This window comes from Streptomyces sp. NBC_00683 (assembly GCF_036226745.1).
In the GTDB taxonomy this organism is placed as follows: domain Bacteria; phylum Actinomycetota; class Actinomycetes; order Streptomycetales; family Streptomycetaceae; genus Streptomyces.
Genome location: NZ_CP109013.1, coordinates 4,529,399 through 4,554,168, shown reverse-complemented (window position 1 = coordinate 4,554,168; position 24,770 = coordinate 4,529,399). Strand labels below are relative to the sequence as shown.

The 24,770-nt window shown below is 71.0% G+C and carries 20 protein-coding genes; 10 read left to right on the top strand and 10 right to left on the bottom strand.

Features of this window, described 5'->3' with window-relative positions; all coding sequences use genetic code 11:
- Positions 1 to 206 precede the first annotated feature (206 nt).
- Complete coding sequence (locus OG257_RS20420; protein ID WP_329209436.1) at positions 207 to 965, bottom strand: polysaccharide deacetylase family protein; 759 nt, start codon at positions 963 to 965, stop codon at positions 207 to 209.
- 325 nt (positions 966 to 1,290) lie between these two features.
- Between OG257_RS20420 and OG257_RS20415 the strand changes: the two genes are divergently transcribed.
- Positions 1,291 to 3,198, top strand: coding sequence for an alkyl/aryl-sulfatase (locus OG257_RS20415; protein WP_329209435.1), 1,908 nt, complete (start codon positions 1,291 to 1,293; stop codon positions 3,196 to 3,198).
- Between the two features lie 34 nt (positions 3,199 to 3,232).
- Here OG257_RS20415 and OG257_RS20410 read toward each other — a convergent pair whose 3' ends face one another.
- Together OG257_RS20410 and OG257_RS20405 are read right to left on the bottom strand one after the other, a co-directional pair.
- Complete coding sequence (locus OG257_RS20410; RefSeq protein WP_329209433.1) at positions 3,233 to 3,973, bottom strand: hypothetical protein; 741 nt, start codon at positions 3,971 to 3,973, stop codon at positions 3,233 to 3,235.
- The gene (locus tag OG257_RS20405; RefSeq protein ID WP_329209431.1) at positions 3,970 to 4,569 is read right to left on the bottom strand and encodes an RNA polymerase sigma factor; all 600 of its coding nucleotides are present in this window, start codon (positions 4,567 to 4,569) and stop codon (positions 3,970 to 3,972) included. Before OG257_RS20405 ends, OG257_RS20410 begins: the two co-directional genes overlap by 4 nt.
- 196 nt (positions 4,570 to 4,765) lie before the next feature.
- Here OG257_RS20405 and OG257_RS20400 point away from each other — a divergent pair, with 196 nt between their 5' ends.
- The 3 genes from OG257_RS20400 (at position 4,766) to OG257_RS20390 (ending at position 7,768) form a co-directional block, all read left to right on the top strand.
- On the top strand, positions 4,766 to 5,686 hold the full coding sequence (locus OG257_RS20400) for a hypothetical protein (RefSeq protein ID WP_329209429.1): 921 nt from the start codon (positions 4,766 to 4,768) through the stop codon (positions 5,684 to 5,686).
- Positions 5,687 to 5,790: 104 nt separating this feature from the next.
- On the top strand, positions 5,791 to 6,357 hold the full coding sequence (locus tag OG257_RS20395) for a YcxB family protein (RefSeq protein ID WP_329209427.1): 567 nt from the start codon (positions 5,791 to 5,793) through the stop codon (positions 6,355 to 6,357).
- A gap of 187 nt (positions 6,358 to 6,544) precedes the next feature.
- Positions 6,545 to 7,768, top strand: coding sequence for a cation:proton antiporter (locus OG257_RS20390; RefSeq protein WP_329209425.1), 1,224 nt, complete (start codon positions 6,545 to 6,547; stop codon positions 7,766 to 7,768).
- 33 nt (positions 7,769 to 7,801) lie between these two features.
- Here OG257_RS20390 and OG257_RS20385 read toward each other — a convergent pair whose 3' ends face one another.
- On the bottom strand, positions 7,802 to 8,638 hold the full coding sequence (locus OG257_RS20385) for a hypothetical protein (RefSeq protein WP_329209423.1): 837 nt from the start codon (positions 8,636 to 8,638) through the stop codon (positions 7,802 to 7,804).
- 308 nt (positions 8,639 to 8,946) lie between these two features.
- On the opposite strand from OG257_RS20385, the gene dacB reads away from it, so the two are divergent.
- Both dacB and OG257_RS20375 read left to right on the top strand, forming a co-directional pair.
- The gene (gene dacB, locus OG257_RS20380; RefSeq protein WP_329209422.1) at positions 8,947 to 10,527 is read left to right on the top strand and encodes a D-alanyl-D-alanine carboxypeptidase/D-alanyl-D-alanine endopeptidase; all 1,581 of its coding nucleotides are present in this window, start codon (positions 8,947 to 8,949) and stop codon (positions 10,525 to 10,527) included.
- Positions 10,528 to 10,631: 104 nt separating this feature from the next.
- On the top strand, positions 10,632 to 11,378 hold the full coding sequence (locus tag OG257_RS20375) for a DUF1838 family protein (RefSeq protein ID WP_329209421.1): 747 nt from the start codon (positions 10,632 to 10,634) through the stop codon (positions 11,376 to 11,378).
- 12 nt (positions 11,379 to 11,390) lie between these two features.
- Here the strand turns inward: OG257_RS20375 and OG257_RS20370 are convergent, their stop codons facing one another.
- From OG257_RS20370 to OG257_RS20360, 3 genes are read right to left on the bottom strand one after another with little or no spacing between them, the layout of a single operon-like run.
- The gene (locus OG257_RS20370) at positions 11,391 to 12,371 is read right to left on the bottom strand and encodes a tetratricopeptide repeat protein (protein WP_329209419.1); all 981 of its coding nucleotides are present in this window, start codon (positions 12,369 to 12,371) and stop codon (positions 11,391 to 11,393) included.
- Positions 12,368 to 16,750 carry an ATP-binding protein gene (locus OG257_RS20365; RefSeq protein ID WP_329209418.1) on the bottom strand — a complete coding sequence of 1,461 codons (4,383 nt, stop codon included), beginning with the start codon at positions 16,748 to 16,750 and terminating at the stop codon, positions 12,368 to 12,370. Before OG257_RS20365 ends, OG257_RS20370 begins: the two co-directional genes overlap by 4 nt.
- Positions 16,747 to 17,622: a hypothetical protein gene (locus OG257_RS20360; RefSeq protein ID WP_329209416.1), complete on the bottom strand. Its 876-nt coding sequence runs from the start codon at positions 17,620 to 17,622 to the stop codon at positions 16,747 to 16,749. The genes OG257_RS20365 and OG257_RS20360 overlap by 4 nt, the downstream gene beginning before the upstream one ends.
- Before the next feature lie 333 nt (positions 17,623 to 17,955).
- On the opposite strand from OG257_RS20360, the gene OG257_RS20355 reads away from it, so the two are divergent.
- Positions 17,956 to 18,474, top strand: a complete 519-nt coding sequence (locus OG257_RS20355; RefSeq protein ID WP_329209414.1) for a Pycsar system effector family protein — start codon at positions 17,956 to 17,958, stop codon at positions 18,472 to 18,474.
- 234 nt (positions 18,475 to 18,708) lie between these two features.
- Complete coding sequence (locus OG257_RS20350) at positions 18,709 to 19,266, top strand: DUF1062 domain-containing protein (RefSeq protein WP_329209412.1); 558 nt, start codon at positions 18,709 to 18,711, stop codon at positions 19,264 to 19,266.
- Between the two features lie 50 nt (positions 19,267 to 19,316).
- On the opposite strand, the gene OG257_RS20345 is transcribed toward OG257_RS20350, so the two are convergent.
- Entirely contained in the window at positions 19,317 to 20,027 is a 711-nt protein-coding gene (locus tag OG257_RS20345) for a Crp/Fnr family transcriptional regulator (RefSeq protein WP_329209411.1), read from the bottom strand.
- A gap of 145 nt (positions 20,028 to 20,172) precedes the next feature.
- Positions 20,173 to 20,766 (bottom strand): MBL fold metallo-hydrolase, encoded by a 594-nt coding sequence (locus tag OG257_RS20340; protein WP_329209409.1) that lies wholly within the window; start codon positions 20,764 to 20,766, stop codon positions 20,173 to 20,175.
- Positions 20,767 to 20,848: 82 nt separating this feature from the next.
- On the opposite strand from OG257_RS20340, the gene OG257_RS20335 reads away from it, so the two are divergent.
- Positions 20,849 to 21,805: a GlxA family transcriptional regulator gene (locus tag OG257_RS20335; RefSeq protein ID WP_329209407.1), complete on the top strand. Its 957-nt coding sequence runs from the start codon at positions 20,849 to 20,851 to the stop codon at positions 21,803 to 21,805.
- A gap of 33 nt (positions 21,806 to 21,838) precedes the next feature.
- Here OG257_RS20335 and OG257_RS20330 read toward each other — a convergent pair whose 3' ends face one another.
- Positions 21,839 to 22,975, bottom strand: coding sequence for an endo-1,4-beta-xylanase (locus tag OG257_RS20330; RefSeq protein ID WP_329209405.1), 1,137 nt, complete (start codon positions 22,973 to 22,975; stop codon positions 21,839 to 21,841).
- 305 nt (positions 22,976 to 23,280) lie between these two features.
- Between OG257_RS20330 and OG257_RS20325 the strand changes: the two genes are divergently transcribed.
- Positions 23,281 to 24,744 carry a hypothetical protein gene (locus OG257_RS20325; protein ID WP_329209403.1) on the top strand — a complete coding sequence of 488 codons (1,464 nt, stop codon included), beginning with the start codon at positions 23,281 to 23,283 and terminating at the stop codon, positions 24,742 to 24,744.
- Positions 24,745 to 24,770 lie beyond the last annotated feature (26 nt).

Here is a 24,770-nt window from a genome sequence, read left to right as displayed (position 1 = left end):
GCCCCCGAGGACGGGTGTGGGCGGTTGCGCCACGGTGTTGGAGCACGCGGACCGCCGCCGGTGGTGACACTGTTCGTGTTGGCGGCGAACTCGCCAGTCCGGTCACCGGGAACAGGGCCCTGGCATCGCAGCGTTCACGGCTCTCGATCGCGATCTCGCGGGCCTGTGGACGACCTACTCCCAGCCATCCCGGGGGCGGGTCTCACTCACCGCACGGGGAAGCCGAAGGAGTAGCCCTGCTCCTTCAGCCACGGCAGGATCTCGCGCAGGGCGGCCACGGTCTCCGAGCGTTCTCCTCCCGCGTCGTGGAAGAGGACCGTCGGCCCGTTGGCGATCTCGCTCTTGACGGTGGCGACCATGGCGTCCACACCGGGATGCTCGAAGTCCTTGGTGTCGACGTTCCAGCCCAGCGGGCGCATTCCCCGGGACGCGGCGAGCTGTCGGCTGTACGGGGTGAACGCACCGCCCGGGGCCCGGTAGTACTGCGGACGGACGCCCCCGGACGCCTTGGTGATCATGCGTTCGGCATCCAGGATCTGCTGGGACTGGTAGGCCTCGGACTTCTTGTCCATGGTGGTGTCGTGCGAGACGGTGTGGTTGCACAGTCGGTGCCCGTCCGCCACGACCGCCTTGACCAGGTCCGGGTGCGCCTGGGCCTGCGTGCCCACCATGCAGAACGTGGCCTTCACACCGCTGTCCTTCAGCAGTTGCAGCACCTGCGGCGTCCAGACCGGGTCCGGCCCGTCGTCGATGGTGATGTTGACGCCCTGGGGGCCACGGTCCGAGGCGTGCGCGATGTCCGCCGCCACCTTGGCCACGGGCTGGGCGACACGCGCTTGCGGCTGGCGCCCTCCGGCGGGGTCCGCCTGCGCGGTCCACACGGAGGTGACAGCGGCCAAGGTAGTCACCCCGAGTGCCGCCGCGAGAAGTTTGCCGTTCCATCCCCTTCCCTTGTGCCTTGCCATGTCCGCCCGCCCTCTGTTGTCTCCGCCGATGCCGTGCGCCCATGAAGACATACGAACGCCCGTACAAGCTGCCTCTGTTACCGACCGAGGACGAATCCACCGGGAGCCGGCGACAAAGACAGGGATTCCGCGACAGATGAGGAGTGCAACGTCCCGGCCGGGCTTCGGGGGCGGGCGTCGGGCGGCGGGCCTCGCGCGGAACGTGTCGCCGCGACCGGGCCGCGCCGAGCGCTCGTGTTGCGGGGTACCGCGCCGCGTGTGAGGTTCTCCGGGAGGACAAGCCCGCGCCCTCGGACGGCCCCTTGTGACAGCGACCGGAGGAACGATGCCGTACGCCCCGAAGGAAGCCAGTCCGGCCACCGTGGCGGCGAACCGGAACGCCGCGTCCCTCTACGCGCTCGACGACCGTGAGGACTTCGAGACCGCCCGCCGGGGCCTGGTCGCGCCGATCCCGGACGGGAAGGTCCACCGCGAGGACGGCTCGGTCCTCTACGACGCGGCGAGCACGGCGTTCCTGGCCGGTGACGCCCCGGCGCCTCCGACGGTCAACCCGAGTCTGTGGCGGCAGTCCCAGGTCATCCGTGAGCCCGGGCTCTACCGGGTCGTCGACCGGCTCTACCAGGTCCGCAACACCGACACCGGGAACCTCACCGTCGTCGAGGGCGACGACGGGCTGATCGTCATCGACTGCATGACCTCCGTGGAGGCGGCGCGTGCGGGCATGGCGCTGTTCCGCGAGCATGTCGCCGACAAGCCGGTCGCGGCCGTGATCTACACCCACACACACGTCGATCACTACGGCGGGGTCAAGGGCATCGTGGACGAGGCGGACGTCGTATCCGGGAAAGTGCCGATCATCGCGCCGGGCACCATCGCCTCGTTCGACAGGTTCGCGATCGGGGAGAACATCGTCGCCGGCAACGCGATGACCCGCAGGGCGAGCTACGCCTTCGGGGCGCTCCTGGACTTCGACCCGCACCAGGTGTGCTCGTGCGGCATCGCGGTGGCCGCCCCTGGGGCCAAGACCATCACGTACATCTCCCCGACCGACCCGATCACCGAGACCGGGCAGCAGCGGGTGATCTCGGGCCTCACCTTCGAGTTCCTCTACGCACCGGACACCGAGGCGCCGGAGGAGATGCACATCTGGATCCCCGAGCTGAAGGCCCTGACCTGCGCGGAGAACGCCAACCACTCCCTGCACAACATCCAGACGCTGCGCGGCGCCCGCACCCGCGACGCCCGCAACTTCGCCCGCTACCTGGACGAGACCCTGGAGCGCTGGGGCGACGAGGCCGAGGTCCACTACGGGCCGCACACCTGGCCCGTGTGGGGCAACGCCGAGGTCGTCGCCTTCCTGGAGTCCCAGCGCGACACCTACAAGTACATCCACGACCAGGCGCTGAGGCTGGCCAACAAGGGCTGCACGCCGCTGGAGGCCGCCGAAGCCGTCCAGCTGCCCGAGGTACTGGGGCGCAAGTGGTTCAACCGCGACTACCACGGCACCCTCCACCACGATGTGCGTGCGGTCTTCACCAAGGAACTGGGCATGTGGGACGGCGACCCCGTCTCGCTGCACCCTCTTCCCCCGGTCGAGTCCTCCCAGAAGTGGGTGCGGCTGGTCGGCGCGGACGCCCTGCTGGCCGAGGGCAGGCGCGCGGTCGAGGCCGGGGAGTACCGGTGGGCGGTCGAGGTCCTGCACCCGCTGGTCTTCGCCACTCCGGACGACCAGGAGGCCAGGCACCTCCAGGCCGACGCCTACGAGCAGATGGGCTACCAGGCCGAGGGCCCGCAGTGGCGTCACATCTTCCTGACCGCCGCCCGCGAGCTCCGCGAGGGCGTCGTCCCGGCGCAGTTCACCACCGTGAGCCCGGACATGGTCCTGGCCATGCCGTTCGACATCCTCTTCGACTACGCGGCGGTCCACGTGATCGGTGAGAAGGCCGCCCACGCCGATGTCCGGATCGACTTCGTGTTCACCGACAAGGGGGAGACCTGGACCATGTGGGTGAAGAACGGCGTGCTCAACGCGCGAAGCGGTGCCTCGAAGAACCCGCAGGTCACGGTCAGTGGCCCGAAAGAAGCCGTGGTCGGCGCTGTCCTGCAGCCGGCTGCCGCGGCGAAGCTCGCGGAGGCCGGTCGCATCACGCTCGACGGAGACACGTCCGCCCTCGACGCCTACGCGGGGCTCCTCGACGAGTTCGACCCGAACTTCGCGATCGTCACCCCGTGACCGGGCAGACGGCAGACGCAGGGCCCGCGACCCGTCACCCCGCTCCGGAGTCCTGTGCCGCGCCGGGGCCGGCCGGTGCCTGCACATCCTTCGTCGCCGGCTTCTCGGGATGCGCCGGACTCCTCTCGGCCGCCTTCGCCCCGGTCCCGGCCTGCTGCTCGCCCTCCAGCAGCCGCTCGCAGTAGCCCGGTACGGCCTTCCGGCTGCCGGCCGCCTCCTCGAGCCGGGTGGTCGCCGCGTCCCCGGGTGCCCTGCCCCGTCCCTGTGCTGCCGCCAGGTGGACGCGGCAGTGCGCGGCGGTGTCCTGCGCCGTGCCCGGGCGTTCCCTCGGGGGCTCCTGCGGGGCGGTCGACGGGAAGGACCTCGGCGGACGCTGCGGTGCCTGCCACCCGCTCCCCTCATCAGCCGATGCCTCACCCGAGCCGGGTACGGTGGGCGCGTTCTGCCCCGGCTTCGGCTCCGCGCCGCCGCCGAACGGCAACGGGACGGCCCCCTCCTCCACCGCCACCGCGACCCCGCCCAGCGCCACCGCTGTGACAACACCCGCCAGCAGCACCTTCAGCGACCGCGACCGGCGACGCTCGTCGGCGGGCCGCCAGTCGTCCCGTCGGCGCCGCCACCGCAGCGGCGACGCGTGCACGCCGTTCTCACGTGCCGTGCGGAACGCACGGAGCGCCTTCTCCTCAGCGGCCGGGCCGAGGCCGCCGGGGCGGCTCGCCGCGTCGAGGAGCGCCTCCAGCTCCGGAGGCCGGGGATCTTCCCGTTCGGGGTTCATGTCTCATCCTTCAGCGTGCGCCGGACCCCAGGCGTCACACCACCTGCTCCGGCCCTTGTGAGGTGCTCCGCCAGTCCCTTCAGTCCCCGGTATGCCGCGGTGCGAACGGCCCCGGCCCGCTTGCCCAGCACCCGCGCGCTCGCCGGCCCGTCGAGCCCGACGACCACGCGCAGCAGTACGGCCTCCGCCTGCTCGCGCGGCAGGCTGCCGATCAGTTCGAGAGCCTGCTCCGTGGAGAGCTTCTCCAGGGCCGCGGCAGCGGTGTCGTGCCCGCCCGGCATCTCCAGCATGTCCTGTTCCAGGACTGAGGTGCGCGGTCGCCGTTTCTGCCTGCGCAGATGGTCCAGAGCACGGTGCCGCGCGATCGTCGCCGTCCACCCCCGGAAACCCGCACCGTCGCCGCGGAAGCGGCCCAGGTCGCGTGAGATCTCCAGCCAGGCGTCGGAGGCCACGTCCTCGGCGTCGTCGCCGACCAGTCCCCGGACGTAGCCGATCAGCCCCGGCTGCACCAGCCGATACGCGATAGCGAACCCTTCGTCGTCCCCCTGCTGAGCTCGCTCGACAGCAGCGCCGAGCTCCGCGTCGTACGCCCCCACACTTCCCTCTCCGTACCGGCACCCCGTTGTACCTGCCCCCTCCATCTCTGCGTCCGGAGGTGAAGAAGCGTCACTGGTGGGACGTCAGCGACCGCAGCAGGTCCTTGGGTTGGCGGTCCTGCCGGTGACGTTTCGCAGGTGGGATGCGCTGGGTATGGCAGTCCGCCCATGTGGCGGGTTCCTACGAGGGAGCATCATGATGAGAAGCAGCGCGCTGGGTCGTAGCGTTGCCCGCGCGGCGACCGTACTCACAGCGGCTTTCGCACTGGCGGCGACGGTGGCCCCTCTTGCAGGCACGGCGCAGGCCCATGAAGCGGTGACGGGATCGCTCAGCTTCAGCGGCGAGCCGGGAGAGTACATTTCCGGCGGACAGTCCTACTCCTACACCCCGGAGACGACGGAGATGTTCGACATCTCCGGGCCGACCTCGGAGTCCGCGGTGGGCGCCACGGTCGTCACGCCCGAGGGCGAGCGCTGGGCCCTGTCCATGGAAGCGCCGTACGGCCAGAAGCTGACCGCCGGCACGACCTATTCCAACGCCCTCAGTTGGCCCGAGGCCCAACCGGAGGACCCCAAGCTGCAGTTCAGCGTGACCGACAGGTACTGCGAGAGCGGCACCGGCTCCTTCACCGTCTCGCACATCGTCTACGGTCCCCACGGCTACATCCGTGAGGTCGACGCCACGTTCGAGCGGTACTGCAGCGGATCCACCCTGCCCGTGCGCGGTGAGCTCCATGCCCGTATGCCCGAGCCGCCCGCGGAACTCGCCATCGGCGTACAACTGGACACCACGGGCACCGTGGCCACCCGCACCGGTGAGATCACCGTCGGCGGCACGGCCACCTGCAACAAGCCGGCCCGCATCAGCATCAACGTCAGCGCCTACCAGACACAGAAGCGTGCGACGGCGACCGGCTCCCACGAGGGCCTGATCGTCGTCTGCGAGCCCGGCGCCCCGGTCCCGTGGACCACGTCCTTCCCCAGCAACATCGACCCCACCGCCTCCTTCCAGCCGGGCGCCGCCGTGCTCCGGGGACTGGCCAGGGCGGACGACCGTGACTACCCGGTGAGCGTCTCCGCCTTCCAGAGCACCGACATCACTCTCGTCAGGTCCTGACCCCGCGGCGGGCCCGGCCCGGCCGGGCCCGCCCTGTCCGCCGGAGGCCGGAGCGCCACCGGTCGGACGGTAGTATCCGCGGGTCTTCGTACGGGGGAGGAATCATGGCCGAGGGTGGCAGCACCGAAGGAACCGACAACAGCACGGGAGCCTCTGACGGTGTGACGGAAGGACGGACCGCGGTCCAGTTGGCGTACCTGCCACAGGCTGCCGACACACTGGTCGGCCTGCGGGTCCGCGAGCGGATCAAGCGGACCGGGCTGATTCTGCGCTGGGTCTTCCTCGCGCTGTGGGCAGGGCAGTGGCTGCTCTCCGCTGTTGGCCGCGGGAGTATCGACGTGGTCTCGACGGTTCTGTTCCTGTTCGTCCTCCTGGTCGTGTGGGGGTACCCGCGGCTGCAGGCCGCCCACGTGCAGCGGCTCGTCGGATGGCAGGGCGAGTACCGCGCCACGGTGTCCCCGGACGGGATCACCTGCCGCAACGACCACAGCACACTGGTCCAGAAGTGGTCCCTCTTCCAGGGCTACCGGGAGACGGCCGGCCACTTCGTCCTGCTCAGCCGGGACCCCAACATCATGTGCCTGGATGTCCTGCCCAAGCGGGCCGTGCAGGAGTCCGGGGGCGTCGACCGGCTGCGGGCCATCCTCGACGAGCACACCCCGCGCGTGTGACGGTCCGCGCGCTTCGTTCCCCCTGACGGCCTACATCCGGTAGTCCCCTCCTGCCACGCGAGCAAGAGTGGCAGGAGGCGTGCGCGACCGGTGCGCCGACGGTTTCCGCACACCGTGGACAAGGGAGAGACGATGTCCCCCGGCTTCGCCGTCGTCACGCCGTGAGCCCGCGACACGGCGGCGCGTCATGACCCACCCGGGCACACTCGTCCTGATCATGGCAGCCGCCGTCCTGGCACCCGTCCTCGTACACGCCACGGGCCGGCGGATCCGCGTTCCCCTGGTCATCTTCGAGATCACCCTCGGCATCCTCATGGGCCCCGATGTCCTGGGCTGGGCCCACCCCGACGACGTCGTCGACACGCTCGCCGACCTCGGTCTCGCCATGCTGATCTTCCTCGCCGGGTACGAGATCGACTTCGCGGCCGTCCGGGGCGACACCCTGCGCCGTTCCATGTGGTCCTGGCTGGTCTCCCTCGCCCTCGGCATCGGACTGGCCGTCCTCATCAGCGGCGGTGACATCTTCGAGGCGTTCGTCATCGGCACCGCGCTCACCAGCACGGCACTCGGCACCGTCCTGCCGATGCTGCGGGACAGCGGGGAGCTCCGCGGCCGGTTCGGAACGGTGATGTCGGCGTTCGGGGCGGTCGGCGAGTTCGGCCCCGTCGTCGCCGTGGCGCTGCTGCTCAGCGGACGCCGGCCGGCCGAGTCGGCGGCCCTGCTGGCCGCGTTCGGGGCGATCACGGCCGTCGCCGTGTTCTGGGCGCTGCGTCCCCGGCCTGCCTGGTTCGCCCGGCTGACCGAACGGACCCTGCACAGCAGCGGCCAGTTCGCGGTCCGGTTCGTCATGCTGCTGCTCGCCTGCATGCTGGGCCTCGCCGAGGTCTTCGGCCTCGACGTGCTGCTGGGCGCCTTCGCGGCCGGCGTCCTCACCCGTCTCGTACTGCACCGTGCGGCTCCCGCGAGCAGCGGGGAGGTGCTCGGCAAGGTGGAGGCGATGGGCTTCGGCTTCCTCGTGCCCCTGTTCTACGTGGTCACGGGCATCGAGTTCGACCTGGACGCCCTGCTGCACGACCCGGAAGCGCTGCTGCTGGTCCCGGTCTTCCTGCTGCTGGTCCTGTTCGTGCGCGGCGGCCCGGTGTACGTGTTCGCCCCGAAGGATCTCGGCCGTACGGACCGGGTGGCCCTTTCGCTGTTCGCCTCGACATGCCTGCCGCTGGTCGTCGCCATCACGACCATCGGCGTCGATCAGGACCTCCTCGGCTCGGACGAGGCGGCGTCGCTGGTCGGCGCAGGGATGATCTCCGTACTCGTCCTTCCGCTGCTCGCGATGCGGATGCGGTCGAAGGCCGGTGCGAAGGCACGGCCGGCGCCCGCGCAGGAGGAGGCCGATGACACGGAGGCGTGGTGAGGCGTGGCGGGAGGGCGGTCCGCGCGTCGGAGATCAGGGGCGCTCGAAGAACTGGAGCACCCCTCCGACGGCGAAGCAGAGTGCTCCCGTGAGGGTGCCCCAGTTGGCGATGTCGAGGTTCACGACGCTTCCCGTCGCGGGGCGGGTGAAGTCCGCCAGTGCCGCTACCAGGAAGAGCGCGGATCCGAGTTGGTTGACCGCGACGATCCACCAGCCGAGGTCGTGCGCACGGATGCCCGGTCGGCCGTGGCAGACCTCGGCCAGGGCAAGGTGCCCCGAGACGAGGAACAGGATGCACCCGACCATGTCCGGGGCCCAGACCAGCCTGTTCACCTGCTGCACCGAGAGCCCCTGCAGCAGGGAACTCAGCAGGTTGATCCCGAACACGAGCGTTCCCGCGAACAGCAGGAAGGTACTGAGCCAGTCGATCCGGCCGGGCTCGTAGCTCCACCATCTCCAGCGCCGTGCGGCAAGCGCCCCGGTTCCGCCGTCCTGGCGGGGAGCGTTGACCGCCTGGAGAAGTGACACGTAGCCGCCCGTGTTGAAGAACAGGCCGCCGGCGAAGTAGATCCAGGCACCCGTCAGGCCGCCCGTGCCGAACTGACCCACCGCGGCCCCCGAGGCGAACAGGCACCCACCGACCGTGAACGCACCCGCCGCAATGGCATTCAGCCTGCCCAGACGGGCGACCGATCCGCTGTCCGCTCTTCGGGAGTGGGACTTCGACTCGCCTGCGGCCCGCACGGTGAGCAGGCCGCGCTTGCGTGCCGGGCGCGACTCCCAGACCGCGGTGCCTCCATCGCTCAGGCTCCAGGTCAACCGGGTCGTGAACGGCCCCGCGCCCTCGGCGTTCCTCGCGATTCGGCTCACCCGGCGACCCTAGCCTTTCGTGTGCAAATATCCCGTGTGCGGCTCGAGCCACCGCACAGGTCGCCGGGACGGGCAGGGCGTCCCGTCGTCCGCGCGGAACCGGCCGCGGCCGTGCCGACCGGCTGCCCCGGCCGGGCGTTCGCTGCGCATTTCGACGAATGCGCCGTTCCGTTCGGGTGACTACCGTTCGCGCCGCCCGTGTCCGGCACTCGTCGGGGGCCATACCTGAGCCCATGGACAGGAAACTGCCGAGACGAACGGTGCGTGGTGCGGTGCGAGCAGAGAATTCCGGATCTTTTAGGCGTCGCGTGGTCGCCGGATGCTGTGCCCTGCTGCTCCTGGCCCTGACGTCGAGCGCGGCAGCACAGGCGGCCTCGTCGCCCGACGACGACGGTTCCGACCGGCTCGACCCGCGGATCACGGAGATCATGGAGAAGCCGGACTACCCCAACGCCCGGTGGGGCCTTCTCCAGCAGGACCCGGACAGCGGGCAGGTCGTCCACAGCCGGCTCGCCGACCAGCTCTTCATCCCCGGGTCGGTGGCCAAGCTGTTCGGCACCTCCGGGGCGTGGGACACCCTCGGCGGCGACCACCGCTTCAGGACACCGGTCTACGCGGTCGGCGATCGCCGAGGCAGCACGCTGAACGGCGATCTCGACCTCGTCGCCCAGGGCGACCTGACCATGGGCGGCAGGACCCGCCCCGACGGCACGGTCGACTACACCGACCTCGACCACACGTACGCCAATGACTTCCCCGGCGCCACGCTCACCCCGGAGAACCCGCTCGCCGGGATCAACCGGATCGCCCAGCAGGTACGGCGCTCCGGCATCACCCGCGTCAACGGGAACGTGGTCGTCGACAACCGGCTCTTCCAGCCCGAGCCGGTCTTCATCCCCGTCCCGACGCCGCTGATCATCAACGACAACCTCATCGACCTGCTGTCCACCCCCGGCGCGCGCCCCGGCGCGCCCGCCCGGCTGGACTGGCGGCCGAAGGTCGCCCCGTACCGGGTCACATCGACGGTGAGGACCGTGGCAGCCGGGCAGCCGACGGACATCGAGGTGACGACCTCCGAGAACGGCACCCGGATCAAGCTGTCCGGCACGATCGCGGCCGACTCCGAACCCGCGCTGAAGGTCTCCCCCATCACCGACCCGGCGGCCTTCGGACGCACCGCGCTGATCGAGGCGCTCGGACGGGCCGGGGTGAGGGTCACCGCCGACCCGACGGGAGCCAACCCGGTGGGCCGGCTGCCCGACGGGTACGAGGGGCGGCCGCGCGTCGCCCAGTACACCTCCCCGCCCTACTCCCAGTACGCCAAACTCATCTTCAAGGTCAGCCACAACCTGGGCGGGAACCTCGCGATCTGCCTGATGGCCGTCGCGAAGGGCAGCCAGGACTGCATGGACGGCTTCCCGGTGCTGGCCGACTTCCTGGACCGCGCGGGCGTCGACCGCAAACAGATCCAGCTCCTCGACGGCCGGGGCGGCAACCCCGTCGACCGGACCACGCCCACGGCCGTGGTGCAGCTCCTGACGTACTGGCACCGCACCCCCGAGGCCGAGGTCTTCCGGAACGCGCTGCCCATCCTCGGCGTGGACGGCCTGCTGGCGGAGAACTGCACCGACTGTCCCGCGCGCGGCAAGGTGTTCGCCAAGACCGGCGCCGCCGTCGGTCTCGACGCCCTCAACAACCGCCTGGCCGTCGGCGCCATCACGATCGCGGGCTACCTGGACAAGGGCAACGGCCGCTTCGACGTCTTCTTCGCGGGCGTCAACGGCGCCTCCACCCCGACGACCGACGTCAACGGCGTGCTGGACATCGCCGACGACCTCGCCATGATCTCCGCCTACCTGCAGGAGGACGCGGAGCGGCGAGAAGACTGAGAGCGGCAGCGCATCGTCGAGAAGCCCCGGGCCGACGGCCCGGGGCTTCTTCGCTGAGGCCGTTTCCTGCCCGGCAGGGGCGGATGTCGCGCAGAGTACTCCGTATGACGGCACCCGCAGAGCTGCTCCGCTCCTTCGCCCGCACCCGCGCCTCGCTCGACGGCGAGGAGGTCACGTACTGGTGGTCGGGAGACGTGTACTCCTGGGCCCCCGACGAGCCCTACCGGCGCGTCTTCGGCTTCGAAGGGCTCAACGTCGCCCGCCTGGTCGAGGACGCCGAAGCCGGGCCCGACGCCTACCGGCTGCTCACCCGCGAGGCGGCTTTCTACCTGGACCCCGCCACCCGCGAGATCCTGGAGACCTGGCAGGACCTGCCGGTGGTGCACGTCTGGAACGACCCGGCGAACCAGAAGTGGCGCCCCTTCCCGATCCCGACGACCGAGCTCGGCGGACAGCTCTGCTTCAGCCTGGAGATCCCGCTCGCCTACCCCTCGCCGCTGCCGGTCGCCCAGTACCCCGTCCACTCGGCCGGCGACACGTACAAGGCCCTGGAGCTCTTCCAGTTCTTCGCCGACCGGGCCGACCTGGACGGCCCGGCTCCGAGCGTCCCGGCCACCATGTCGTGGACCCGGATGTCCCCGTGGCTCCCGTGGATGGCCCGCGGCCAGGAGCCCGGCGGGCTCACCTTCCACTGCCGGGGCCGCAAGCTCGGCTCGTACGCCGAGGTCCCCGAGCGGACCCGCGCCTACATCGCCGCCCACCAGCCGGAGTTCGCCCGGGCCCCGGACAGGTGGAGCGAGCCGAACGAGACGAGCTGGACGTACTTCCGCAGGCTCAACCCGCCGCGGTAGCCGCCGGGGCCTTCAGAAGTTCGGAATGCCTCCGTGGACCTCGTCCGCTTCCTCCTTGCGCCCCAGTGCCCGCAGGTTCATCTCCAGACGGCTGCGCGTCCGCTCGGTGGCCGCGTGGTCCTTCCCGACCGCGCGCTCGAACTTCGGCAGCAGGTCCGCGTTGACGGCGCGTGCCGCCTCGTGGTCCCCGAGCTTGTGGAGGGCGATGGAGACGTCGGCTTCCGCGCGAAGCGCCGCCAGGGAGTCCGCACCCGACGCCCGCAGGTGCCGCCGGTGGATGTCCCGGTAGAGAGCCAGTGCCTTCCGGTACTCGCCGAGTCCGAACAGGCTGCCGGCGAGGTTCCCCGTGGCCAGGACGGTCGTTCCGTCGTCCTTGCCGAGTCGCTGCTCGCACAGCCGTGCGGTGACGCGGTTCAGCTCGGACGCCGCTTCGTAGTCCTGGAGCTGGTTGAGGCAGGCGCCCAGATTGCAGGATGCGAGGAGGGTGGAGGGATCGGTGCTGCCGAACATCCTCGTCCGCAGGACGAGGATCCTCTCGAAGAGTGGCCGGGACCGTTCCGAGTCGCCGCCCGCGTGCAGGCAGGCGCCGAGTCGTTCGGCGGCCTTGAGCGTGTCGGCGTGCGACTCACCGAGCCGTGCCTCCCAGTCACCGTGGACCATCTCCGCCAGCAGGACGCCGGGGGCCGCTCGGTCGGCTTCGTAGAGGTAGTGGAGGACGCGGATCAGCAGGGAACGGAAGCGCTCCGGTTCGCTGCTCGGGACCCCGGCCTCGCGCAGGTAGCCGAGGAGTGTCTGTACATCCCGCGTGATCAGGGCGTACGAGCTCCAGGTCCGCGGATCGTGCGGATCGAGGGCCGGCAGCAGCGCGAGCCGGTCCCGGGCCGCGCGGCACACCGCTCCCAGCCCGATGGGGTCCGCGGCGGGATTGCTGAGGAACAGGTCCAGGACGTCCGTGTGCGCCTGTTCCACCGCGGGGTCGACGGGGCGCGTCATGATGCCCGCCCGGTGGCGACGAGTCGGTCCAGACGGACGCCGTCCACCACGTCGGGTGCCGTGCCGTCAGGCGAGGTGCAGGCGAGCGCGCGGGCCATGGCCGAGCCGAAGGTGGCGGCCAGGTCGGTGTCCAGTGCGTCGATCAGGGCGTCCGCCCCGCGTTCCAGCAGCTCCATGGCGAAGGCCCAGTCCGCCGAGACGACGCCGTAGAACCTGCGCAGCGCGACGGCCGGCGCGCGCTCCAGCAGCACGGGGAACAGACGGACCACGACGTCGGCGGGAATCCAGTGCTCGCCCGGCCAGCCGAACGTGCAGCGTTCCGCTTCGTGGAGGAGGCCGACAGGATCCACCAGGTCGCCGAGTACGGGCGATGCCACCAGGACGGCCAGCGCGTCCACGCCGGTCGCGGAACCGTCACGGGCTTTCGCGACGACCTCGGCGGCCAGTGCACGGATCTCGTCCCGGTTCTCCGGCCTGGCCTCCGCGGCGAAGGCGACCAGACCGGCCGCCGCGGGCAGCGGTCCGGTGTCCAGCAGCCCTCGGAGCCTGCGCGTGAAGGAGGGGCTGAGGGAGGCGGCGCCGGGGGCGGGAGTCACCAGGTCCACGGCTGCCGCGTAGATCGGGGCATCGATGCGTACCTTCGGTGGGTGAAAGGTGTATCCGGGCACCTCGCGTGCGATCCGGAACTCCTGGTACGCGGCTGCGGCCACTCTGCTCAGGCTTGTCTCATCGCTCTGGTCCAGCTTCTCGGCGAGGTTCTCCAGATGGGTCTCCGTGAAGACCTGATGGGGCCGCTTCCGCCGGATCATGTCGGCGGCGAACACCTTGGACGCCCACGACAGCATGGCGTGCCGTTGTACGTGGGCCAGGAAGGTCAGCCCCTGGAGCCCCTGCATGTCCGCCTTCCGGCATCCCAGTGCACGCACGGCCAGCTCGAAGCGGACGCGGATGTCGGGGCGTGCGTAGGCCCACGCCTTGTGCCGCTCGGAGTCGTCGCCCTGGGCGACCGTCCACCGGTGCCGCGGCAGTTCGTCGAGGGAACGGTCGATCTCCTTGGCGAACGCGTCCGCCTCGGGGCCGTGGTGGGAGTCGCTGCTGTCGGGGCCGTGCGCGGCCCGGTGGAGCTCCGCGAAACCGATGGCCCGTTCTCCGGGATCGGCGATCGCGCGTACGAGAGCGCCCGCCCGGTCCAGGTCCCGGTGCGCCAGCCGCCCCGCGAGACCCCGGATCGCTCTGGCCGTGTTGCCTGACGGCCCCAGCTCGACAGCGCGGACCACGTCCACCGGTTCGCGGAAGAAGTGCCCACGCGCGCGGGCGGCCCAATGATGGCTCAGGTTGAACATGCCCATGACCGCGTGGATGTTCGCCTTCTCCAGTTGGCTCCTGGCGGGCGGCGCACTCGATTCGGGCGACGCGGTCGTGAAGCCCGTACCGGCACCGCCGCTCCCGCGGAGCGGGGCAGGGTGCTCGACGCTCCTCAGTACCTCCTCCAGGAGCGCGGTGGCCTGCGAAGCCTCGCCCCGGTCGAGGTGGCGGTGGGCGATGTCGGCGAGCAGCTCGTACCGGGTGGAGGAACCTGCGATGCCTCCGGCCATCTGCGCCGCCCTGGCGAGGTCGTACTCGGCCATGCGCCGGACCACGCCGCCCAGGTCGTCCTCCCTCTGCCGCGCCGCCCATCCGTACGCCGTCGGATCGGCCGGCGGCTCGGGGATGTCGGCATGGACCTTCTCGATGAGCCGCAGGTCCTCCGCCCGGTCCGACTGACCGAGGGCCTTCCTGGCGGACAGCTCCGCCCACGGGCTGCTGGACCGGGCGAGGCACCGGTCGACGAGAACCCGCGCGCGCTCGGGCGACCCCCAACGGGTCCACAGGCCGGCAGCGTCGAGGAGGGCGCGTTCGGTGATGCCGTTGACGACGACGGTGTCCAGTCGGGCCAGCAGAAGGCGGGCGGCATCGGGGGCGATGTTCCTCAACGCCTTCGCGGCCCCGGTCAGCTCGGGGGCGAGCTGCCCTTCGTCGCCCGCATCGAATACCTGCGCGAGCGCCTTGGCGAGGAACCGCCGGCCGGTGTCCGGATCGTGCGGCGCCCACGCGGAGGCCAGTCTCGACAGGGCCAGGACCCGTACCGCCGGCCCGAGGGTGTCCAAGGACCTCTCGGCCGCCCACAGCAGCTCGGTGGCCCGTCCGGGGTCGGCGCGCTCCGCCAGGTCCAGGTAGTCCGTCCAACGGTCCCCGCGGATCCTGCCGATGAGGACACGGGCCCTGTCCACGTCCTGCTCGGCGACGGCGGCGGCTCGGTACACGGCGTCCGGCTCCTCCTCAGGACGGGACGCCCGCTCCGACCACTCCCGGCCGTGCCGCCACAGCCGCAGTGCGCGTTCGAGATCGTGCGGTGCGAGCAGCAGCGCGGCTGTCTCCGCCGCGTTCTTCGCATCCATGCCCCGGTAGTGGTCGTTGCCGTGCCTCGGAATGGTCAGCACGGACTCGACCAGGAGGTCCAGCAGTTCCTCGTACGGGGGCTCGCCGGAGCCGGGATTCGCGTACTTCAGGATCTCCGTGACGGCGGTGAACTGCTGTGCCGAGGGCGTCATCCCGGCCACGTACTCCAGGGCCTCCTGGCGGCGGCCCGTCCGGGCGAGGAGGCCGATCACCCGTGTCGGCAGTGCGTTGACGGACTGGGCGGCCTGCTGGCGTACGACGCCGAGGTACATCAGCGCGGGCAGTCCGGCGCCCACGGGTGCGCTGTCCGCGACGTGGTGGGCGACGCTGTCGACGAGTTCGAGGAACCTGCCGTGGGCTCCGAACTCCGTTCTGACAGCCCGCCGCAGACCGGGGCAGACCAGGTGGACCGCCTCCTCTAAGCGGCGCGGCCGTGCCCTCAGGAGGTGGGTGACGAGGTGGACCAGGCCGTAGCGGTCCACCTCCGTCCAGTTCACCTCCTCCCAGTTCGCCGCGGCGCCGCGGTAGTGCCGCACGATCTGTTCGTGCCACTCGGTCTCGTCGACCCAGCACTCCGGGTGCTTCGTCCGGGCTTCCTCCCCCGCGAGGAATTCACTGATCGAGGTGTGGAAGAAGGCGATCCGGCCGTCACTGCGGTCCAGCAGCCACCGCAGGCTCTCGAGGACCTTCCGGGCGGGGCCGTCCTGTACGGGTGTGCCGGACAGTGCGCTGAGCTGGTCCTCCGTCAGCGCCTCTCTCGCCACCGTCAGCACACCGATGACCGGCAGGCCCACCCCGTCCCAGCCGGCCGGTTCACCGGCCCTGTGCCTCGGCCACGGGGTGAGTTCCTCGCGTGCCAGCTCCACGAAGAACCCGTACAGCCCGGGGAGACTGCCCGGTACGCCGCTGAAGACCAGCAGCCTGTCGACCAGTTCGCCGTCCTGTCCCGCGACCGCGTCGTTCAGCGCCCGTGCGTACGTCGCCAGATACAGGAAGTTGCCGGCGGCCCTCTTGACCGCGTGCCGCTTCGCGCTGCCCGGGAGGTGGCCTCTGGCCTGTTCCATGGCGATGACCGCGTCCGTCTCCAGGACGCGGTCCGCGTAGACGCGCAGGTCGTTGACGACCTGGGGTGAGCCCGCGTCGACGACCACCTCGGTGAGCCGCTCCTCCCGGGCCGCCCGGAACAGCCGGAGACCGGAGTGCGGCCGGGAGGTCATGACCACCTGGACGTTGGCGGGCAGTTCGGGGGAGCGGGCCAGCCAGTGCAGGAGCCCTTTCCTGGGCTCGGTGGTGTCGTCGTCGGCTATCTCGTCCAGCGCGTCGAGCAGGATGACGATCCTGGCCTCGGGATCCTGTGCGGCCAGTACCTGTGCCGGCCCGATCAGCGCCAGGTGCGCGAGGTTGTCGGGGTCCAGCAGGCGGGGCTCCAGGTGCGCCGTGCCGATCTGGACGGCGACGGCCTCGCCCGCCAGGTCTTCGATGTCCTGTTCGACCTCCAGGGTGGCGGTGCGCTGGAACGGCGACACCCTCAGGTCCTCGATCCTGATCCCGACCACGCGGCCCTCGGCCTCGACGGCGTCGATGTGCTGCTTGACCACCACGGAGAGGGACTCCAGGTCGAAGAGCTCCGGGCGCACCCGCGCGAGCTGGTGCCCGATGGTCAGCAGGAAGGACTGGGTGTCACCTCCGGTGAGGGCGGTCCGGCTGTCCCGTCTGAAGAAGTACCGGAGCCGTTCGGGACGGGCACGCGCCATACCGGCGAGCAGGCTGGTCTTGCCCGCGCCCGGCTCGCCCGTCACCAGGACGTACTGACCGCGCTCCGAGTCCAGGGCCCGCTCGATCTCGGCGTACAGCCAGTCGCGCTCGACGAAGTCCGCCTCCGTCCGGGCACGGACCACGTCCTCGAAGGCCCGGCCCTTCCCGGCCCGGTCGGCGCTCACTTCTCACCGCCGGCGCCGCGGATGTCCACCCCGACCACTGTTCCGGTGGACGCCACCCGATCGACCTTGACGGTGCCGTTGAAGCTGCCCGACTGCTGGTCGGTGCGCACCCCGACCGCCTCCCCGGCCACCTCACCGGCGACCACGTTTCCCCGCACCTCGGTCGTGTGGCGCTGCCCGCTCCCGGAAACCTCGTCCACCTCGTCCGCAGCGGCGGTGGCAGTGGCAGCAGTGGCGGACCCCTTCGGACGCCGTGGCCCTTCCACAGCACCCGGGACCCAGATCCAGGCCTTCCCCCGGAACTCCTTCTCCTTGACCCGCACCTGCCGGAACTCGTCCTTGCGGAGAGTGGTGTGCGCCTCGCCCCGCACGACGTCACGGAAGACGGTCGCCGACACCCCGACGGCCAGGCAGGCCTCCGGTGCCTCCTTCAGGGCGGTGCGCAGTGCCGCGGAGTCGCGGATACGGGCGATCTCGACCGGGGCCGTGTCCACGAAACCGTTGGCACCCGGCGAGGCAGGGCCGAAGTGGACCGCCGCCCTGAGCCTGAGCCGTGCCTGCGGATTCCGGTTGTGGTTGAAGACCCGCAGGCCGGCGTCCAGGCTGCGCATGAACGCGTCGACCAGGACGGGCTCGGAGGCCTCCGGGGGCAGGACCGCGAACACGGAGTCCCCGCCCACCTGCGTCGTCCACCCCTCGCGGTCCAGCCGTGCGGCGTCGGCGGCCTCGCCCAGCAGCCGCGTGATCGCCTCCTGGAACTCGCGCTGCGTCACCACGTCGGCGCGGCCGTAACCCTCCGCATCGACTGCCAGCAGCAGTCTGCGCCCGAACTCTCCCATGCCACCCCGCCCATCGAGACCGTTCCCTGCCATGACACCTCTCGGGCTACACGTGCTCCCCGGGAGAAGATGCCGTTTCACTCGAACTCCCCGGAAATCAACGGAGTCACCACATTCCGGCCGGACCGCCCGGCAGCCCTCCGCGGACTCCCGCGGAAGGTACCGGCGCCCGCTCCCCCGAAAGCGGGCACCGGTACTGAAGTGGTACACCCGCGCACCGGCGTGAACCCCGTGGAAATACGGATTGCCGCGATCTGTGACTTCTCCCGAAGTCCGGAGAAACCGCAGAAGTGACTGGTTCGGCCGGGGCGTTCGCCCCCTTACTGGACGCGACACACCCCCCGTCGACCGGAGGAGGAGACTTCCGTGGCACCAACCGTGCAGGTCACCGACAGCCGCCCTGCGCAGTACATGTTCACCGCGCTGCACGCGACCCACCAGCACGCGGACACGAAGGCCGGCATCCTGGCAGCGGCGCAGGCGGCGCTGGCCGGCACGGCGGGAACGTGGAGCCGCCAGGCCGTGCGCGCCTGTGAACAGGGCGGTGCGGGAGCGGTGTTCGCCGGAGCCCTGCTGGTCCTGTTCGTCTGCGGCCTGATCGGCGGGGCGGTGAGCCTGGCGGTGACGCTGAGCCCCCGCGTACTGCAGGCGCCGGCCGTCAACCGGTACAGCTTCGTCCATCTGGCATCGGGCCCCGACATCCTGCCCGCCGACGGGACGCCCCCGGACGAGACCGCGGACCGCCGGGAGCTGTCGCACACCGTACGGTTCCTCGCCCGCGTCGCCGTACGCAAGTACCGCTGGCTGGCGAGGGCGGTGGTGTGCACGGCCGTCATGGGCGTGAGTGCGGGACTGGGAGTGATCCTGCTGCCGGTCCTGGGCTGACCGGCCCGGTGGACGCGGGCACCCAGGCACCCTCCGCGGGGCCTCGCCGCCCGCCCGAAAATCGGTGGAGCCGCGTCCCCGTACGCCGATACCTTCCTTGCGCCAGCTGTCGCCCCGTCAAGGACGTCCCGTTGTACACCAAGTGAGACCCCCCGAGCGCTGAACCGTCGCGCGTCGCACCTGTGCGCCGTGCTCCTTTTCGCTGCGGTCCTCTCACTGAACCGGTGTACTTCTGTGTCCAGAACCTGGGTGGTTGTGCCCACCTGCCTGCCGATAGTCCTCCGCCGTTGCCACAGGTGCGCCTCCGGGCGCTTCCGCGCGAACGGCAAATTCCGCGTCAACGCGAACCACAAGCTCCTCGACGCCTGGCTCCTCGCCCTGTGCACGGAATGCGGGGACACCACCAAGCTCACTGTCCTGGAGCGGACGCACGTACGTTCCGTGCAGCCGGAGCTCCTGAACCTGCTGCACGACAACGACCCCGGCCTGGCGGCCGAACTGCTCCAGGACCCCGTCGTACGGCGCCGCAATCGCATCGCCCTCGACTGGGACGACGCCTGGCGCCTCGACAGCGGCCCGCCGGATCGGCCGGATCAGCCGGAGGGTGAGGCGATCGAGGTCTCGGTCCGCTTCGCGGCGCGGATCCCCGTGCGGCCGGTGCGGCTGATCGCCGAGGGCTTCGGCCTTTCGCGGGCCGAGGCCGGGAGGCTGCTCAGCGAGGGGAACCTCGTGTCGACGGTCCGCCTGAGCGGCAAGCTCTCGGGCGACTTCACCTTCACGCTCAAGCGCTGAGCCTTCCGGCCCGGGGCCTGTCCGGCAGTATCCGATCCGCCGGACAGGCCCTACCGGGGCCCCTCCCCCGCCAGGTCCGCGAGCTTCCTGAGCCTGGGCAGGTCCCGGATGGTGGTGGAACGGTAGCCGGTCACCAGCAGGTCCTCGTCGCGGAGTTCACGCAGCACCTTGTGCACGGTCGTCTCCGCGGCGCCGATCAGGGTCGCCAGCTCGGGCTGTGTCAGCCGGCAGCCGATCACCACGCCACCGGTCCCCTCCGTTCCGTACGACACGGCGAGTTCCACCAGCAGCCGGGCGAGGCGCACCTTCGCCGGATACCCGCGGAAGTCCAGCCGCCGCCGGTTCGCCCAGCGCAACCGGTCGGCGACGATGGCGGTCAGGGCGAGGGCGACCTCGGGGCGGCGCAACAGCAGCCCCCGCAGTACCTGCCCCGGCACCTTCCGGGCGGTCAGCGGACTGCAGGCGGTGACCGTCGCGGAGCGCGCGGCGCCGGTCATCGGGGCCATCTCGCCGACCGTGTCCCCGGCGGCCCGGACCGCGAGGAGCGAACCCTCACCGTTCTCCACGGTCGCCGTGACCTTGGCCAGGCCGGACAGCAGCAGCAATACGTGCTGGTCGTCCGCTCCCTCGCTGAGCAGCACGTCACCCGCGTCGAACCGTGACCGGGTGCCCAGGCCGAGCAGCTCCTGCCGGGCAGGCGGCGACAGCATCCCCAGCAGACTGCGCGCCGGCCACTCCTCGGACCCGATGGGCACATCCATGTGCATCCCCCCGTATCCAGCTGCGTCCGGGCCTCCGGGCGTCCGCTCGCGCCGGCCCGAACCTCAGTCTGGTCGATGCCGAGCCGTGCCGTCGCCCTTCCGAAGATCCTGGACGGTGAACGCCTGTGGCGGAGGGGGACGGCCCTCAGCGCGGTGCGGTGTCGTCGGCGGGGAAGGCGGGGCCGTGGCCGGGCACGATCAGGTCGGCGGCGGCGAGTACCCGGAGCCGGGATGCCAGCAGCATCTCCTGGTCCGGGGCGACCGGGTCGTCCACCGGGCCGTTGGGGCGCCACCACAGGTCCCCGACGAAGGCCACGACACCCGAGTCCGTACCTGCCAGCAGCGTGATGTCCTCGCGGCTGTGCCCCGGGGTGCGGATGAGCCTGAGCGAGGGGGTCAGTTCGTAGCCCTCGGCGTCGCGGTCGGTCCACTGGTCGTTCAGGTAGATCGCCTTGTGGTCGTGGACGCGGGCCCGGCCGAAGAGGCCGACGTTCATGGTGTTGTCCGGATGGTGGTGGCTGAGCACCACATCGGTGATGTCGTCGGGGCCGGTACCCGACTCCGCGAGCGGCCCGAGGATCCGCTCACGGCCGGCCACCATGCCCGGGTCGACGATCACGTGAAGTCCCCCGTCGCTGATGTAGGAGACGGTGGCGGCCACCCCCGGGCCGGTGGAGAGGGTGTAGCCGGTGGTCAGGATCCTGTACGTGGCGCTGCGGCCGAGCGGTGCGTCTGTCATGGCCCCAAGTCTTCGCGTCGGCACCCCTCTTCACGAGTGGCCGTGCTGCCACCGATCGCGTGAATCGTGCCAGACTGCCCGCATGCCGCCCTTCGTGACCGTCGCCGCCTACGCCCCGCCCGGTGTCGGGATGCTCGGCGCGGGCATCGCCTCCGAGGTGTTCGACGCGCGCGGCCAGGACCTTCCCCGCTTCGACTTCGCCCTGTGCACCGACCGGCCGGGACGGATCCGCACCGACGTCGGGCTCCCGGTCGTCGTCGAGCACGGCCTGGACCGGCTGGCCGCGGCCGACCTGGTGATCGCCCTGCCCTGGGCGGACTTCCGTACACCGCCGGGACCCGCCGTGCTCGATGCGCTGAACTCCGCGCACGAGCGCGGCGCGCTGGTCGCCGGACACTGCGTCGGCGCCTTCGCGCTCGCCGCGGCGGGGCTGCTCGACGGGCTTCGCGCCACCACGCACTGGCGTTTCACCGGCCTGCTGGCCGACCGCCACCCGGACGTCACCGTGGAACCCGACGCCCTGTACATCGACGAGGGCCGGATCGTCACGGGCGCGGGAGCCGCCGCCGGTTTCGACCTGTGCCTGCACCTCCTGCGCCGGGAGTACGGCGCCACCACGGCCAACGCCATCGCCCGGGACCTGGTCCTGCCGTCCCACCGCGACGGTGGACAGGCCCAGTACCTGGCCGCCCCGGCGCCCGAGGACTGCAACGACGACCGGCTCGCCGAGGTGCTCGCCTGGGCCCGCGAGCACCTCCACGAGTCGCTTCCTGTGGCGGAGCTGGCCCGCCGGTGCCTGATGAGCAGGCGCTCCTTCGCCCGCCGCTTCGCCGCGTCGACGGGCACCACCCCCCACGCCTGGCTCCTCGGCCTGCGGCTCAGCCGCGCCGAGGAGCTCCTGGAGACCACGGACCTCCCCGTCGAGGAGATCGCCCGCCTGGTCGGCTTCGGGAGCGCGGCCGTCCTGCGCTCACAGTTCGTACGGCGCCGGGGAGTTCCGCCCCGCTCCTACCGCCGTTCCTTCACCCGCACTCCGTAGGTGAACCGCCGGCGTCCACAGCGTCGGGAACGGTCAGCGCTCCCGCGCCTCCTTCAAGGTGGACCGCAGGGCGAAGTAGGCGGGCTTGCGGGTGAGGTCGTCCGTCATGACCGTCGCGGAGCCCTCTCCCTCGAAGAACACGGGGACCCAGGAGTACTTGTCGGTGAAGCCCCAGATCGTGAAGGAGTTGCAGTCCTTCACGGCCAGGCACGCCGACAGGGCCTGCTGGTAGTAGTCGGCCTGCTGCTCCAGCTGTGCGTCGGTGGGCTCGCCGCCCTCCGGCAGGTCCATGCGCACGTCCAGTTCGGTGATGGCCGTCTCGAGGCCCAGCTCGTCGAACCGGCGCAGGCTCGCCTCGAGGCCGCCCGGGAAGCCGTAGCGCGTGCTCAGGTGCGCCTGCGAGGAGAATCCGTCCACGGGCACGCGCTGCTTGAGCAGCTCCTTGACGAGTGCGTAGTACGCGTCGCTCTTGGCGTTGACGTCCTCGACGCCGTAGTCGTTGAAGAAGAGCTTCGCCTTGGGGTCGGCCTCGTGCGCCCATCGGAAGGCGTCGGCGATGATGCCCGGACCGAGCTCGCGGATCCAGATGTTCTCCTCGGTGCGCAGCTTGCCCTCGCCGTCGAAGATCTCGTTCGCCACGTCCCACTGCTGGATCCGGCCCGCGTAGCGGCCGACGACGGTGGTGATGTGCTTGCGCAGGATGGAGCGCAGCTCCTCGTCGGAGAAGTCGCCCTCCTCCAGCCATGCCGGGTTCTGGCTGTGCCACAGGAGCGTGTGCCCGCGCACGACCTGGTTGTTGCGGTCGGCGAAGTCGACGATGGCGTCGGCCATCTTGAAGTTGTAGCGGTTCCGCTCGGGGTGGATGTACTCCCACTTCATCTGGTTCTCGGGGGAGAGCGAGCTGAACTCCTGCCCCATGGCCTTCCGGTACTTCTTGTCCGAGGTGAAGGGGTCCGGGTAGTCCTGCTCGAGGTGGTGCCCGCCACCGGCCACGGCGGTGCCCACGAAGAAGCCGTCGGGAGCGGCCCGGCGCAGCGTGTCGGACTTGCCGTGGGAGTGATGCGCGTCCCGGTGGCCCGAGGACGGGTCGGCCGTGGCCGAGCTCGCCGCCAGTGGCAGCGTCAGGGCGGCCGTGGCGAGGGCAGCGGTGGCGAATCGGAGGTATCTCATCGGAGGACTCTCATTCCGGTCGGCTTTTTCGAAAGTTTCGATAAAATTTACGAACAAGCGCTCACGGACGTTAAGAGCTATCGGCCAGGGCGTCAATAGATCGCGGGGAACCTTCTGACCGCCGGGCGTTCGCGGGACATCCGCCGGCAGTTCCTCGCGCATCGGCGGGGTCACCTGCGCCGAAGAGGCCGTATGGTCGTGCGGATTTCGGCAGTTCGGGCCGTCACATCAACCCGGTTCGTCAGCAACGCCGTTGGCCGGCGGGGCCGTCGGGTCCGGGCAGGGGAACGATTCGCGGGGGCGGAATGAAGGTCGCGGGCAGAGGCGGATCACGGCTGCACCGGGAGGGCGTGCGCTACTTCCACGCGGTGGAGGAAGGCCTGACGGGAGTGTCCGGGCCCGAGGTACCCGCCGACAACGAGGCCGGAGTGATCGGCTGGGGAACGTCCTGGCGGATGCAGGGTTACCTGATGATGGCCGAGCGCACCGGCGACCCCCGGTACTCCGAACGTCTCGCCGAGCTGATCGACCAGGTCTTGGACGCCCGTGACGACGTACGGGGCATCGAGGACCACCGCGGCCGCAGCCGCCCGGTGTGGAGCACCGCGGGGAAGTTCACCGCGTGCTCCGTCACCGTCCCGGACAGCGAGGGCCGTCCGGCGCTGGACGTGAGCATCTGCCCACCGCACACACGCAATCTGCAGGTCACCGTGGAGCCCGGAACCGAGGACCGGTTCACGCTGACGGTCACCGGATCCGCGCGCAAGCATGCCTTCACGGTCGACGGACTGAGCCTGGACCCCGAGTGCGCCGATCGCGCCGATCACGCCCTCTACAAGGCGTACAGGCAGCGCAGCGGCGTCACCGCCCGGCTGCTGACGACAGCTCACCGCCAGGTCCGTGCCGGTACGTACACCGCTCGTCCCGCCATGGTGGCGCTCGCCGCGCAGACCGGGATGATCGCCTACCCCCTGGCCGGTCTGGTCCGACTCGCCCGGGAGCGACCCGACACGGTGGCGCCGTCCGTCCACGCCCGGCTGGACGGATACCTCGACGCCGCGGTGAGCGCCGTCCGCGCCCACGACGAGCAGTGGGGAACCACGAGCGACGGCCGCGGCTTCTACCGCTGGCTGCCCGACGAGCCCGTCTCCTTCGCGGGCGCGGAACTCCCCACCAACGAGTTCCTGGCGATGGGCCGCACCCTGGTCCAGCTGGCCGCCGTCACGCGCGACGAGGAGTTCACCCAGCGCGCCGCCGCGATCGCGCGGTCGCTGCGCGACGACCTGACCGTGACGAACGGCGTGGCGACATGGCCGTACTGGCCGAGCTTCGGCCGGGTGTACACGGGCTGGTCGGCCACCGGCTCACCGGCGGACGACGGCTCCCTCTACCGGCCGTCGTACGCCGCCGTCACCGTTCCCGAGGACGTCACCCACGCCCTGATAGACATCGACTTCCTGCGGATCTACCACGACACCCCGGCACTGCCACCGGTGTTCACCGCTGACCGGATGCGCGCCGTGGCAGCCACCTTCACCAGCCATGTCGTCCGGCGCCGCCGGCTGCGCAGCCGTGTCCTGCACGACGTGGGCGGCGACGGCCGTCCGGGCACCGACCGCGAACAGGCGCACGTCGCGGGCTGGCTGCCGTTGCACCAGTGGTCCCCGGCAGTGGCCCGCCATGTACGCGCGGTCCAGCCCACCCTGCCCCCACCGCCGCTGATGGGCGTCGACACCTACTGCGGCGCGTTGCTGGCGAGATGGGCCTGAGCCCGGCCCCTCCGCGTGGGCGTCCG

Coding starts and splice junctions, on each gene's coding strand:
- OG257_RS20325 (WP_329209403.1), top strand. CDS start 23,281: ATGAAGGTCGCGGGCAGAGGCGGATCACGGCTGCACCGGGAGGGCGTG.
- OG257_RS20395 (WP_329209427.1), top strand. CDS start 5,791: ATGGCCGAGGGTGGCAGCACCGAAGGAACCGACAACAGCACGGGAGCC.
- OG257_RS20370 (WP_329209419.1), bottom strand. CDS start 12,371: ATGACGCGCCCCGTCGACCCCGCGGTGGAACAGGCGCACACGGACGTC.
- OG257_RS20390 (WP_329209425.1), top strand. CDS start 6,545: ATGACCCACCCGGGCACACTCGTCCTGATCATGGCAGCCGCCGTCCTG.
- OG257_RS20340 (WP_329209409.1), bottom strand. CDS start 20,766: ATGACAGACGCACCGCTCGGCCGCAGCGCCACGTACAGGATCCTGACC.
- OG257_RS20410 (WP_329209433.1), bottom strand. CDS start 3,973: ATGAACCCCGAACGGGAAGATCCCCGGCCTCCGGAGCTGGAGGCGCTC.
- OG257_RS20375 (WP_329209421.1), top strand. CDS start 10,632: ATGACGGCACCCGCAGAGCTGCTCCGCTCCTTCGCCCGCACCCGCGCC.
- OG257_RS20415 (WP_329209435.1), top strand. CDS start 1,291: ATGCCGTACGCCCCGAAGGAAGCCAGTCCGGCCACCGTGGCGGCGAAC.
- OG257_RS20330 (WP_329209405.1), bottom strand. CDS start 22,975: ATGAGATACCTCCGATTCGCCACCGCTGCCCTCGCCACGGCCGCCCTG.
- OG257_RS20360 (WP_329209416.1), bottom strand. CDS start 17,622: ATGGCAGGGAACGGTCTCGATGGGCGGGGTGGCATGGGAGAGTTCGGG.
- OG257_RS20335 (WP_329209407.1), top strand. CDS start 20,849: ATGCCGCCCTTCGTGACCGTCGCCGCCTACGCCCCGCCCGGTGTCGGG.
- OG257_RS20400 (WP_329209429.1), top strand. CDS start 4,766: ATGATGAGAAGCAGCGCGCTGGGTCGTAGCGTTGCCCGCGCGGCGACC.
- OG257_RS20345 (WP_329209411.1), bottom strand. CDS start 20,027: ATGGATGTGCCCATCGGGTCCGAGGAGTGGCCGGCGCGCAGTCTGCTG.
- OG257_RS20420 (WP_329209436.1), bottom strand. CDS start 965: ATGGCAAGGCACAAGGGAAGGGGATGGAACGGCAAACTTCTCGCGGCG.